This window comes from Amycolatopsis sp. DSM 110486 (genome assembly GCF_019468465.1).
Classification (GTDB): Bacteria; Actinomycetota; Actinomycetes; order Mycobacteriales; family Pseudonocardiaceae; genus Amycolatopsis.
Genome location: NZ_CP080519.1, coordinates 8006704 through 8019729 on the forward strand (window position 1 = coordinate 8006704; position 13026 = coordinate 8019729).

The 13026-nt window shown below is 69.4% G+C and carries 12 protein-coding genes; 9 read left to right on the forward strand and 3 right to left on the reverse strand.

All coding sequences use genetic code 11. The annotated features are described in order from the left end of the window. Positions 1-79: 79 nt before the first annotated feature. The 3 genes from K1T34_RS38870 to K1T34_RS38880 form a co-directional block, all read right to left on the reverse strand. Complete coding sequence (locus K1T34_RS38870; RefSeq protein ID WP_220239703.1) at positions 80-1504, reverse strand: MFS transporter; 1425 nt, start codon at positions 1502-1504, stop codon at positions 80-82. Between the two features lie 66 nt (positions 1505-1570). After that, entirely contained in the window at positions 1571-2581 is a 1011-nt protein-coding gene (locus K1T34_RS38875; RefSeq protein WP_220239704.1) for a LysR family transcriptional regulator, read from the reverse strand. 121 nt (positions 2582-2702) lie between these two features. After that, entirely contained in the window at positions 2703-4106 is a 1404-nt protein-coding gene (locus K1T34_RS38880) for an aminomethyl transferase family protein (protein WP_220239705.1), read from the reverse strand. 331 nt (positions 4107-4437) lie between these two features. Here K1T34_RS38880 and K1T34_RS38885 point away from each other — a divergent pair, with 331 nt between their 5' ends. The 9 genes from K1T34_RS38885 (at position 4438) to K1T34_RS38925 (ending at position 12620) form a co-directional block, all read left to right on the forward strand. Next, positions 4438-5319, forward strand: a complete 882-nt coding sequence (locus K1T34_RS38885; protein ID WP_220239706.1) for a methylenetetrahydrofolate reductase — start codon at positions 4438-4440, stop codon at positions 5317-5319. Further along, positions 5316-6188 (forward strand): formyltetrahydrofolate deformylase, encoded by an 873-nt coding sequence (purU, locus tag K1T34_RS38890; RefSeq protein ID WP_220239707.1) that lies wholly within the window; start codon positions 5316-5318, stop codon positions 6186-6188. Before K1T34_RS38885 ends, purU begins: the two co-directional genes overlap by 4 nt. A gap of 24 nt (positions 6189-6212) precedes the next feature. Next, complete coding sequence (locus K1T34_RS38895; RefSeq protein ID WP_220239708.1) at positions 6213-6557, forward strand: protocatechuate 3,4-dioxygenase; 345 nt, start codon at positions 6213-6215, stop codon at positions 6555-6557. Beyond that, on the forward strand, positions 6550-7404 hold the full coding sequence (locus K1T34_RS38900; RefSeq protein ID WP_220239709.1) for a class III extradiol dioxygenase subunit beta: 855 nt from the start codon (positions 6550-6552) through the stop codon (positions 7402-7404). Before K1T34_RS38895 ends, K1T34_RS38900 begins: the two co-directional genes overlap by 8 nt. Further along, positions 7401-8108, forward strand: coding sequence for an alpha/beta fold hydrolase (locus tag K1T34_RS38905; RefSeq protein WP_220239710.1), 708 nt, complete (start codon positions 7401-7403; stop codon positions 8106-8108). The genes K1T34_RS38900 and K1T34_RS38905 overlap by 4 nt, the downstream gene beginning before the upstream one ends. Before the next feature lie 15 nt (positions 8109-8123). Then, positions 8124-8420: a muconolactone Delta-isomerase family protein gene (locus tag K1T34_RS38910; protein ID WP_220239711.1), complete on the forward strand. Its 297-nt coding sequence runs from the start codon at positions 8124-8126 to the stop codon at positions 8418-8420. An 853-nt stretch (positions 8421-9273) separates the two neighbouring features. Next, a complete protein-coding gene (locus K1T34_RS38915) occupies positions 9274-9726 on the forward strand; it encodes a hypothetical protein (protein ID WP_220239712.1) in 453 nt (150 codons plus the stop codon). A 559-nt stretch (positions 9727-10285) separates the two neighbouring features. After that, a complete protein-coding gene (locus K1T34_RS38920) occupies positions 10286-11584 on the forward strand; it encodes an ATP-binding protein (RefSeq protein WP_255637873.1) in 1299 nt (432 codons plus the stop codon). A 256-nt stretch (positions 11585-11840) separates the two neighbouring features. Further along, positions 11841-12620: an isocitrate lyase/phosphoenolpyruvate mutase family protein gene (locus tag K1T34_RS38925; protein WP_220239713.1), complete on the forward strand. Its 780-nt coding sequence runs from the start codon at positions 11841-11843 to the stop codon at positions 12618-12620. The last annotated feature ends 406 nt before the right edge of the window (positions 12621-13026 follow it).

A 13026-nucleotide genomic window follows, 5' to 3' on the forward strand; every position in this document is an offset into this window, starting at 1 on the left:
TGTGGCGGGGATCCCTCGTCGCAGCGGAGGGCTTCCCCGGTGCGCGGGAAGCCCTCCGCTGTCCACGGTTTCCGGTGGTTCAGCCGGATGTGGTGGTCTCCTCGCGAGTGGGCCGGGCCGCGTCGGTGGCCGTGGTCACGGGACGCAGCGCACCGTCCGCGGTGGCGGGGAGGTGGCGCTGGAAGCGGCCCAGCACCAGGAGCGCGGTCATCATCACGACGGGGAAGACGGCGAACACGAAGAAGGTGCTCTGCGCACTGAGACCGTGATCCAGGAGCACCCCGGCGAGCCACGGGCCGAGCATCGCACCGAGCTTGGACATCGAGGTCGCCCAGCCGGCGCCGTTGGCTCGGATCGCGGGGCGGTAGAAGATGCCCGAAATGCCGATCACGCCACCGTGGCCGCCGATGATGAACACGTTCGACAACAGCAGCACGAACACATACGCCAGCGCCGAGAGGTGGACGAACCCGATCACGAGCAGGCACGGCACCGCCAGCAGCGGCATGATCGCGATGGTCCCGGCCCCGCGGCGGTCGATGAAGCGGCCGATCAGGACCTGTCCCAGCGCGCCCGCCGCGGAAGTTCCCGCGGCGAGGGTGGCGGCCGCCGACACGCTGAAGCCGATCTGCTCGTTGAGGATCGGGCCCCAGAACGTCAGGTAGAACACGACCGTCGCCGAGCAGAAGTAGGACGCCCACACCAGCGTGGTGAGCACCGCCAGCCGCCCGCGGAACAGGGCCACCGGGGTGAAGTGCTTGCGTTCGACGACGTCGGTCCCGACGACGTAGGTCGCGTTGTCCGGCAGCGAGAGCCCGGGCCGCACGCGCAGCAGGGTGCGCTTGATCCGGTCCGGGGCGAGGCCCTTCTGCGCCAGGAACTTGACCGACTCCGGCAGCGCCGGCACCACCGCGAGGAGCACGACCAGTGACGCCGCGCCACCGACGAGGAACACCGACTGCCAGCCGAAGCGCGGGATCAGCAGGTTCGAGAGCGGGCCGCCCGACGCGCTGCCGATGCTGTAGCCGACCATCACGATCACCACGGACGTCGACCGCAGCCGGATCGGCGCGAACTCGCTGACCAGCGCCCACACCGGCGGGAGCGCGCCACCGACGAACAGCCCGGTGATCAGGCGCAGGAGCACCAGTTGGGGGTAGTCCTGCGCGAAGGCGACCAGGACCATGAAGATCCCGAACCCGGCGACCGACACGACGATGGCGGGCTTGCGGCCGACCCGGTCACCCAGGTAGCCGATGACGATCCCGCCCAGCAGAGTCCCGACGACACCCACGGTGCCCAGCGTGCCGAGTTCGGTGTTGGTCAGGTCGAACGATTGTTTCAGATAGCGGCCCGCGAAAGAGATGACTTGGAGGTCGAAGCCGTCCAGAAACGCGACCAGCCAGGATACGGAGAAGAGTGCGGTCCAGAACCTCCCCACTTTCTGGTTCTCGATCAGGGGGAGTACGTCGATGATCGGTCTGCTCGTCGTTGAATTCGACAAGGCACACTCCTTTGTGCGCTCGGGCCAGAGTGCTTCACCGTGTTTCGCAGATTGCCAGTATGTGGCTCACAGAGCGGGGTTCGGTAATAAATCGTCTGCACCCGCCGCATAACCGCCGTGAATACCCCGTTCGGGCTCACGAAGGCCGTCCGCGGCCTCTTCGACCACCGAGCGCAGCCACGCGTGCGTGCGTTCCTCGGTGTTCTTCCGGTGCCACCACAGAACTTCGACGATCGGTGGCGCGTCACCCGGGTACGGCAGGATGCGCAGATCGCCGCGGTCGGCGAACTGCCGGGCGAGCCGGTGCTGCATCACCGCGACCCGGTCCGTGCCCGCCACGAAGTACGGCGTCGCCTGGTAGCTGTCCACCCGCACGGCGACCTGCGGCTGCGTGGACAGTTGGGCGAGCACCGGCGCGAGCGGTGAACTCGCCGGGTACCCGTCGTCGGGGTGGTTGGGGATCACCCACGCCATCCGCTCCAGGTCGGCGAGACGCGGCCGGTCCCCCACCGGATTTTCGGCCGCCACCACACACGACCAGTGGTCGCGGAACAATTCCCGACCTCGGATTTCGTCGACCTTGAACGCGGACTTCGGCGCGGAAATGATCACGTCGATTCCGCGGAGGGTTTCCGGCAGATCCGCGGGCAGCTCACCTTTCGCCACTTTCACGCTCAACCGCGCACGAGGTGCTGCCGCGTGGAGTGCGCGTGACAGCGATTCGCCGAACGCGGCGATGACGTAATCGTTCGTCAGAACGGTGAATTCACGCTCGGTGTCTTCAGGGTGGAATTCCGGTTCGGGTGAGAAGAGCCGTTCGACGCCCAGGTACACCGGTTCTATTTCGGCGGCCAGCTGCTCCCCGAGCGGGGTGAGGACGAATCCCGAGCGCGTGCGTTCGAGCAGGTCGTCGCCGAAGTGCCGGCGCAGCCTCCCCAGCGCGGCGCTGGCGGCGGGCTGGGTCACACCGACGCGCTGGGCCGCCCGGGTCACGTTCTGCTCGCGCAGCAGCTCCCGCAGGATGACGAGCAAGTTCAGGTCGATGTTCGCCAGAGAGCCGACGCCCCGTCGGGTCACGTGCGATCACCACCGTGCGGTCACCTGCCAACAGGCCGTCCCGGGGACGACGACGGCCTCGCACACCGTACTACGCCCCTGGCGACCTCGGCAGCGCGGCGAAAGCACGGTCACGGCGTGCTCACACCGTCACGGCCGAGCGCCAGCCGGGGTGGTAGCTCTCGCGCGCCATCGCCGAGTACGGAGCCGGGCTGACGATGGCCCGGACGGAGAACTGTTCGTGCGGCTGCACGGTGGTCTTGCGGGAGCCGCCGTCCGGTTCGCCCCAGACCACGCGGACCTCCGCTCCGAGCGGCACGTCGGGGTTGACCGTGGCCAGTGACAGGGCGGCGCGCTCGTTCGCGCTGTAGCCGGTGAACAGCGACAACCCGATCCGGTTGCCGTCGGCGTCGAGCACCGAGTCGAAGTTCGACGAGCCGTAGTTGGCGTTGGGCAGGTCGAAGAACTGGTAGCCGGGACCGTCCGGATCGACGGGTGAGGTGAGCAGGGTGCCCACGTCTTCGGCGTTCCACGCGAGGGTGACCTTGCGCCGTTGGCTCTGGGGGTCGATCGCGGCGAGCGCGTCGCGGCCGATGAAGTCGTGGTCGAACTTGACGAACGAGCCGTAGCCGAGCTCCCAGGGGTTGAGGTAGTAGTCCTCGATCCGGTCGGACACGAAGCTGCCGGCCAGCGCGTTGGTCGCCTCGTAACTTTCGGCGCCGAGCCATTCGCGGTACGGGCGCAGCTGCTCGCCGGTGTAGATCGCGGGCAACGGCGACGGGATCCAGCCGGACTCCATCGTGTTGCACGAGTACGCGCGCGCCCCGGCCGGCTCGAGCCCGAACTCGCGGCCGGCTTCCAGGATGGTTTCGCGCACCTCGTCGTAGGTTTCGTACGGGCCCCACAGCTCCAGGCCGGGCGCGCCCGCCATCCCGTGGCGCAGGGTCCGGACCTGCCGGCCGGCGATGTTCAGGTGTCCCATGCGGAAGAACCGGACCTGCTCCACCGGGCCGCCGTGGACCTTTTCGATCACGGGCCAGGCGTTCGGGCCCTGGATCTGGAAGCGCCACAGATCCCGGGTCACCGGCTTGCCGTACGGCCGCGACGGCGACCGCTGGTCCAGCCGCAACTCGACGTCGTAGCCCTGGCTCGCGTGGAAGGTCAGCCAGTTGGCCACCGGGGCGCGGCCGACGAACACGAATTCCTCCTCGGCCAGCCGGAACAGGATGCCGTCGCCGATCACCCCGCCGTCGGGCGAGACGGGGACGAACTGCTTGGCCGAGTCGACCGGGAACTTCGCGACGCTGTTGATGCCGGTGTCGGAGATCAGCTTCAGCGCGCCGGGGCCCGAGAGGAAGAGGTTGACCATGTGGTGGGTCTGGTCGAACAGCACGGCCGTGGACCGCCAGGCGATCACCTCGCGGCGGAAGTTGGTGAACTCGGCGGGGACGACCGGGTAGATGTAGGCGCCGAGCTGGGAATTGCGGAGCAGGTCCACCGTGTTCTCCGCCTGATCGACCACGTCCTGCAGGCTTTTCGCGCTCATGTGCGGTCCGTTCTCGTGCGACTGGTGTCTGGGTCCCGGCGGCGGTCGCACGCCGCCGGAAGGCCGAGGGCCACTCGCCGGTCCTGGGCTGCCCCCGTTGGACGGTAGGCCCGCGGAGGTGCCGAGCGTGAGGTCCCGCAGGCCGGTCTCGGCTACGTCATTCGACCTAGGCGGATCGCGCAGGGCGGACGCCCCCGTCATTTGTCGCGGTGAACTAGGCCTCCCTGCCGGACGAAAAACGATCGGCGTTCCGTTCTACTGGTGGCCGGCCGATGGCGCGCCGGTCGGCGCGGCAGGCAGCGCTTGCGGTACGAGGAAACGAGGGCGGCGCATGACCATCCAGCAGGAGGTTGCGGGCTCGGGGCGCCGGCGGCCGGATCTGGCCGATCTGGTGCGGACCATGAGCTACGAGGTGATGCCGTTCCGCGGCACCGAGTCGGCCGTGCTCGAGCACGTGCCCACCGCCGTCCCGTTGACGGTCACCGTCACCGAGGCGAAGGGTATCGACACCACCCTGGACCTGACCGAACGTCTGCTGCGTCACGGTTATCAGGTCGCTCCGCACCTGCCGGCGCGGCAGTTCATCGACCGCGCCCACGTCGCCGACGTGGTAACCCGCCTGCGTGAGACCGGGGGGCGGTCGGTGTTCGTCATCGGGGGTGACGCGCCGAAGCCGGCGGGCGAGTTCGCCGACGCGTACGCCTTGCTGCGGGCGATGGAGGACCTGGGCCACCCGTTCACCGACGTCGGTATCGGTGGCTACCCGGAAGGCCACGCGAAGATCCCGGCCCCCGCGCTCGAGCGGGGGTTGCGGCAGAAGGCTCCGCTCGCGACCCGCGTGATCACCCAGATCTGCTTCGACGCGGCGGTCACCGGCGCGTGGTCCGCGGGACTCTCCGCCTCCGGGATCGACCTGCCGGTCCACATCGGACTGCCGGGCCCGGTGAACCGCCAGAAGCTCGTGCGGATCTCGGCCGGGATCGGGCTGGGGCAGTCGGCGCGGTTCCTGCGCAAGCAGCAGAACCTGATGTGGCGGTTGCTGCTGCCGCGTGGTTACGAACCGACGAAACTGGCCAGGCAGCTCGCCGCCGAGGCGCCGCGCGGCGGCAACGTCCACGGGCTGCACGTCTTCACGTTCAACGAGCTCGCGAAGACCGAAGCGTGGCGGCAGGAGCTGCTCGCCCGGGTCGAGGGAAAGGACGGGCGCGCGTGACCGGGGCCACCCAGGACGACGACTACGGGCGCCTGATCGTGCAGGGCGCGGACCGGCCGGGGATCGTGGCGACCGTGTCGGGGGTGCTGACGGACGAGGGCGCCAACATCGTCTCGCTCGACCAGTCGACCAGCGATCCGTCCGGCGGCCGGTTCTTCCAGCGCACGGTTTTCCACTTGGCGGATCTGCCTTCGCGGCTGGCCGACCTGAACGCGACATTGGAAACGCGCCTGGGCGAACAGCTGGGACTCGAGTTCCGGCTGGTGGAGGCGAGGCGGCGCAAGCGGGCCGCGATCCTGGTGTCCAAAGCGGACCACTGCCTGCTCGACCTGTTGTGGCGCCAGCGCCGCGGCGAGGTGCACATGACGGTACCGATGGTGGTGTCGAACCACCCCGACCTGGGCGACGACGTGCGCGGCTTCGACATCCCGTTCTTCCACGTGCCGGTGGGCAAGGGGGACAAGGCGGCCGCTGAGAAAGAACAGCTGAACCTGCTCAAGGGCAACGTCGATGTGGTGGTGCTGGCGCGCTACATGCAGATCCTGTCCGCCGATTTCCTCGCCGAGCTCGGCGTGCCGGTGATCAACATCCACCATTCGTTCCTGCCGGCGTTCGTCGGCGCCGGGCCGTACCAGCGGGCGAAGGAGCGCGGTGTGAAGCTCGTCGGCGCGACCGCGCACTACGTCACCGAAGACCTCGACGAGGGGCCGATCATCGAGCAGGACGTCATCCGCGTGTCGCACCGGGACTCGGTACCCGAGCTACAGCGAAAGGGGGCGGACGTCGAACGGCTCGTGCTCTCTCGCGCGGTGGCGTGGCACTGCGACGACCGCGTCGTCCGGGACGGCTCCACCACCGTGGTGTTCTAGCCGGGGGAACGGAAGGGAGTGGCTATGACGAAGGCCCGTGACGACTACCTGCTCGACCTGCGCGCGAGCCGGCGGGGGTACGCGCTGAACAAGATGTGCCTGTCGCTGAAGGACGAACGGAACCGGCGGCGGTTCACCGAGGACGAATCCGCCTACTGCGACGAGTTCGGGCTGTCGCCGGAGCAGAAGAAGGCGATCCTCGAGCGGGACTGGACCGGGATGCTCGAACTCGGCGGCTCCGTCTTCTACACCTACAAACTGGCGATGCTGGACGGGAAGTCCATGCAGTACCTCGGCGGTGTGTTCACCGGCATGACGGCCGAGGAGTTCGCCGAGGCGATGCGATCGGGAGGGCGGAAACTTGGCTAGGGTGATCTGGGGTCTCGCCACGTCGCACGTCCCGTCGATCGGCGCGGCGATGGACAACCGCAAAACCGCCGAGCCGTACTGGAAACCGTTGTTCGACGGGTACGCCCCGGCCCGGGAGTGGATGGCCGAGCATCGGCCGGACGTCGCGGTGATCGTGTACAACGACCATGCCAACGCGCTCGACCTCGACCTGGTCCCGACCTTCGCGGTCGGCACCGCGGAGTCCTACGAAGTGGCCGACGAGGGTTGGGGCCGCCGCCCGGTGCCACCGGTCGTCGGCGCGCCGGAGCTGAGTGAGCACCTCGTCCGCCGGCTCATCGACGACTCCTTCGACATCGCGACCTTCCACGGCCTCGACGTCGACCACGGCCTCACCGTGCCGCTGTCGGTGTACTGCCCGGATCCGGGGGAGCAGTGGCCGTGTGCGGTGGTGCCTGTGCTCGTCAACGTCATCCAGCACCCGCAGCCCACGGCCGCCCGCTGCTACGCGCTGGGGCAGGCGATCGGCCGCGCGATCCGGTCGTTCCCGGAGGATCTCGGCGTCGCGGTGTTCGGCACCGGAGGCATGTCGCACCAGCTGGCCGGTGCCCGCGCGGGTTTGATCAACACGCCGTTCGACCGCATGTTCCTGGAGAAGATCGAGACCGACCCGGAGGCCCTCACGCGGCTCACGCGGGAGGAGTACGTCGCCCAGGCCGGCACTGAGGGCATCGAGCTGATCATGTGGCTGGTGATGCGGGGCGCGATGGAGGAGCGGATCACGCGGATCCACGAGACCTACCACGTGCCGGCGTCCAACACCGCGGCCGCGCTGGCGCTGTTCGAGAACGGGGGAGCACCCGTATGACCGCTTTCGTTCTGCTGCACGGAGCGTGGCACGGGGGCTGGGCTTGGCAGCGGGTGACCCCCGCGCTGCGCTCGGCCGGCCACGAGGTCTTCGCACCGACGCTGACCGGGCTCAGCGACCGCGCCCACCTGCTCAGCCCCGCGGTGGGGCTCGGCACGCACATCCAGGACGTCGTGAACCTGCTCGAGGCGCACGACCTGCGCGACGTCGTGCTGGTCGGGCACAGCTACGCCGGGCAGGTGGTCACCGGTATCGCCGATCGGGTGCCCGAGCGGCTCGCCAAGCGGGTGTACCTCGACGCGTTCGCCGGCCGTGACGGCGAAGCCGCCATCGACCTGCTGCCCGAGCAGGTCGCCGGACACTACCGCGAGTCGGTGGCCGGCCCGGGTTTCGGCTGGCTCATCCCCGTCCGGTCCCTGAGTGTGCTCGGCGTGACGGACGAGGCCGACCTGGCGTGGCTCGGCCCGCGCCTGACGCCGCAGCCGTGGCTGACCTACACCGAGCCGCTGCGTCTCACCGGCGCGGGCGAGGGCGTGCCCGCGGAGTTCGTCGAGTGCACGGACTGGATGCGGGTGTTCCGGACCCACGCGGAGCGGGCCGCGAACCGCGGCTGGCCCGTGCACGAGATCGCCACCGGGCACGAGGCCATGGTGACCGCGCCCGGCGAGCTCGCGGACCGCCTGCTCGCGATCGCGAAGTCGTAGCCCACCGGAGGAACCGTGGAATTCCTGGTCCGCACCGAGAACCTGCTCCCGCCCGAGACCCCGGACGAGCTCCGTGAGCGCCTACGCAAGGCCGAACGCGAGCGCGCGCACGAGTTGCGCGCCGCCGGTGTGCTCAAACGACTGTGGCGGGTGCCGGGCCGCAACGCGACCATCGGCCTGTACGAGGCCGAAGACCCGGCCGCCCTGCACGACGCCCTGACCTCGCTGCCGATGTGGAAGTGGATGGACGTCAACGTCGAGGCACTGGCCACTCATCCGCAGGAGCGTTCGGCGGGGAACGGAGCGCCGTGACGCGGTAGTACTCGCTGAGCGGGGGACGAGTTCGACGGACACCATCGGCGATCCGTGGTCGTCATCCGCCACAGCCACACGGCCGATCTCCGGCCTCGAGCCGCTGCGATCGTTCCGGCTGAACAGAAGACAGTGTCGGCCGACTGCGGTACGGCAGCCGCCTTCCCCCAGGATGCCGTCTCCGACCTGCTGGTCTCCTAGGACGCGGCCGGCAACACGACCTCGATCACCGGTGATCAGATTCTCAGCCGGCCCGCTCAGCGCTCCGACGGCCGTGGCCAAGGGGTCAGCGCGACCATCGACTGCGCGGGCATCACGGTGATCCAGTGACGTGCCGAGGTAGGTCGTGCAGCCGATGTCCGAAGCGGGCTCCGAGCGACTCGTCGAGTCCTGGGGGTAGGCCCATTCGGGCTCGGTCCGGTTGCGGAAGCAGCACAGGTCGGCCTTTGTCGCCGGGAAGAATCTCGGCGTAGGCGAATCTGCCACACCTTCTTGATCAAGACCGTGCAGTGAATCCGCTCACTCGACGCCGGCTCGCCGTCTACGGCCTGGCTCGCGGTCAGTGCGTGCTGCCCGTGGGCGTGAACGTGCTCTAGCCAGCGCCGTTGTTCGCCGGCGGCGGCTGCACGATGGCCGCCTCGTGTTGTCCGCTGCAGACGCGCTGCTCGTCGGAGGAAGCGCCTGGGTCGTCGGGAGCCGAATTCCCGGCGGCGGCCGGTAACGCCGGGCGGGGTCGGACCGACCATGTCGTGTTGATGTCAGCGAAGGAGCACCAGTGTCCAACTCACACCCGATGGTCCCGCCACAACCAGCGTCCAGAGCGAGGCGGCGCTGGCCGTGGATCTTCGGGGCGGTGCTGGTCGTCGTGATGGTCGGGGTCGGCGCAAACGCTCGTCGAGCGGAGAGTCTGCAGCCCTCCCAGGCTGCCCACGATGCGGCGACGTCGTCGGCTACGGCAACCGACGGCGGCACCGGCGAGGCGGCCATCCTGCGTGCGGCCGGCCTGCTGCACGCGCACGTCGAGAACCTCGAGCAACTGATCTGCGACCCGTACACGGCGACCGCGACGGCGACCGCCGGTGGGTTCGATGTCCACGTCACCTACCCGGGCCCCGCGAATTTGACCGTCTTCGCCGAGACCTTCGACGAGCGCCCCAGCACGCAGCACAAGACGATCGGTGGGCAAGACGCCGGGGCGACGTTCACGTTCACCGGATTCCCGCTCGATCAGGTGATGGCGATCTCGGTGTCGGAGACATCGGACCGCGGCCCCGGCACTTGCGACGTCTTCGATCGGGCTCCGTAGCCGACACCGCTTCCCCGGCACGTGCGCCAGTGTCGGCGGTGATCTCCCGCGCCACGCGCCGGGCGGCTTCTTCGACGGCGCCATCGAAGAAGCCGGCCCGGAAGTCGGCGAGACAGCGCGAGCAGCTGGCTACGACGATCGTCGTAGGGCACCGTCGAACTGGATTCTGGTGCTGAGCTGGAGCAGGTCGAACGCGAGGATCCGGGCCCGGCAGGTCGTCGACGAGGCGGTAGCTGATCTTCCGCTGCGGGAACCTGACGCTTTCCTGGCCGCTCCAGTCCGTCCGTTCGGAAGTCTCGTTGGTTCGAGAAATGATCGGCACCACGGCCGACCCGCTGGTCGGCCCCTGCGCTCGGCGGCGATTCGGTGGAGCTCTCACGCCGTGGTGAAGTGAAACGCGGTCAGGTCCTGCCCCACCTTGGCCTCGGCTACCGATTGGTAACCGACGTTGGCCTGGGCACCTTCAAAGTGCGCCCCTGCCGGTGCGCTGGCGGTGTTGCGAGCCTTCGGAGAGCCGAGTCTGCCGCTCCTGGACGTTGGGCCTCGCACACCAGGCGCGGTGGCCGGTACCGTGCTGATGGTGCCGACGTGGCGTTTACGGGATTTCCACGACGACGATCTGGACCGCGCCATCCAGCTCTGGGATCAGGACCGGCAGGCGGACGATTCGCCTCCGGTGTTTCCGATTTCGGAGGTCATGGCTGCGACCCGGACCGGCGTTGTCGTGGTGGCGGTGGTGGGCGATGACCTGGTGGGGATGGCGGTCGCCCAGGCACAGGGGGAGCGGGCCTGGATCACGGGGGTGTCGCTCGAGCGGCGGTGGCGCAACCGGGGGATCGGCAGCTCCTTGATCGGCGAGCTCGAGCGGCGGCTGAGGGAGCACGGAATCCGCCGGATCAGTGCGCTGCTCCCGCCCGGCGCGACGGGAACCGTGGCCCTGGAAAACTCCGGCTATCCGGCTCGCCCCGGGTTGATCTTCTACGAAAAGGTCGAGCATCTCGGGGCCAGCGACGCGGGCCTGCTCGCGGAGCTCGGCGGGCGGGTTCTGCCGCGTGGACTGTGGACCGATCTCGCAGGGATGGAGCGGGAGAAGGAAACCATCGAGCGGCGGATCGTGCTGCCGCTGGCCAAGCCCGTGCTGGCGGACCGGTACGGCGTCGTGCAGCCGAAGGCGGTCATCCTCTTCGGCCCGCCGGGCACGGGCAAGACCAGCTTCGCCAAAGCGGTCGCCTCCCGGCTGGAATGGCCGTTCGTGGAGCTGTTCCCCTCCAGGCTCGCGTCGTCGGGAGCCGGAGGCTTGGCTACTTCGCTACGGGACACGTTCGCCGACCTGGCCGACCTCGAGGCCGTTGTGCTGTTCATCGACGAAGTCGAGGAGATCGCCGGCGTCCGGTCCGGGCTGGCCGTCGATCCTGGCCACGGAGTCACCAACGAGCTGCTCAAACTGATCCCGGGCTTCCGCGACCACGACGACCGCCTGCTGATCTGCGCCACCAACTCCGTCCGCTCTCTCGATCCGGCGTTCCTGCGCCCGGGCCGGTTCGACTACGTTCTTCCGGTCGGTCCCCCGGACCCGGCGGCCCGGGCGGCGATCTGGCGGCGGTACCTCGGCCCCGCTGCCGGCGGTGTCGAGCTGGAGCGGCTCGTGGCGGCGAGCGAGATGTTCACCCCCGCCGACATCGAGTTCGCCGCTCGCAAAGGTGCCCAGGCCGCGTTCGAACGTGATGTCGTCCACGGCCGCGGCGCCCCCGCCGGCACCGAGGATTACCTCGCCGCCGTCGCCGACACCCGGCCCACCCTCACCGAACAGGCCCTGACCGAGTTCCGGGAAGACATCGCCCGGTACGTGCGGATGTGATCGGCGCACGCGTCGGCCGTCGCCGTCTCGAACTCGGCCGCACCACGAGGTTCGCCCGCGCGCCGGGACACCTCGCTGAGCGGCGTCGGCTGTGCTCACCAGCTCAGTTCCCGGTTGACCACGGGCAGCGTGACAGCGACGACCCGACGCTGCCAGGCGCTGCGCGACTCCCGCGATGCCTGATGCCAGTCAGCGAACGTCGGCCGGGATCGTCCTTGTCATTCGGCCGGAAGATTGACCGGATAGATTGACCGGCATGACTTCCACCGGCGACAAGGCCACGCTGCTGCAGGAGCTGCACGCGGCCCCGGAACTGCTGCTCGTCGTCAACGTCTGGGACGCGATCACCGCCAAGGTTGTCGCCGAGACGCCCGGGACCAAGGCACTGGCCACACCCAGCCACGGGATCGCGGCTTCCCGCGGCTACCCCGACGGCGAGAAAATCCCGCGCGACGAGATGATCGCCGAGGTCGCCCTGATCGTGCGCGTCGCGGGTGACCTGCCGGTGACCGCCGACCTCGAGGCCGGCTACGGCGACCCGGGCGGCACGGTGGCGCGGGCGATCGACGTCGGCGCCGTCGGCTGCAACCTCGAGGACCAGATGAAGCCGCTGGCCGACTCAGTGAAGGCTGTCGAGGCCGCCGTGGCCGCCGCCCAGAACTCGGGTGTCGACTTCGTGCTCAACGCCCGCACTGACGCGTTCCTCAAGGCCGGCGACCGCGACCCCGACGAGGTGCTCGCCGACGCCATCGCCCGCGGCCGCGCCTACCTGGCGGCAGGTGCGTCGAACTTCTTCGTGCCCGGTCTGCTCGACGAGGACCAGGTGGCCCGCCTGGTCGACGCACTCGGCGAGCGCAAGGTCAACCTGATCGGCATCCCCGGCTCGATCCCGTTGGCGCGTGCGCAGGAACTGGGCGTCTCACGGGTGTCCTACGGTCCGTGGAGCCAGAATGTGGCGCTCACCGCCCTCGCGAAGCTCGCCGAGGACGTATACGCGGGCGGCGGCCTGCCCTCGGACACGCGCAAACTGAACTGACCCCACCTCCGGCCCCGGCAGGCCGAACGCTGCGAGGGCCGGACTCGTTCACCGCGTCATGTGGCGATCTCGACCACCCGCCGCCCCGACGCCGACCGGACCCGGCGACCGCGAAGCACGTTGCTTCTAACGTGTTTCGCGGGCGCCCACCCGAACCGCAGCTGTTCTGAGCGATCAGCCACGCGCACGGCGGGCCGGGCCGCGTTCATGACCGACATGACCGCTGCGTTGACGTCGGCCGGGCTCGACTCCGCACCATCCACACAGAGCTGTTCGGCGCGCTCGACGCCATCAACCCCGGGCTCGTCGGGCCGATCACCCGGCCGCCGCACCCGCCGGCCGGGCCGCCCGGCACCGGGCCGGGCGTCACGTTCGCCCGCAGTGGCATTTCGGCACCGTTCCCAGG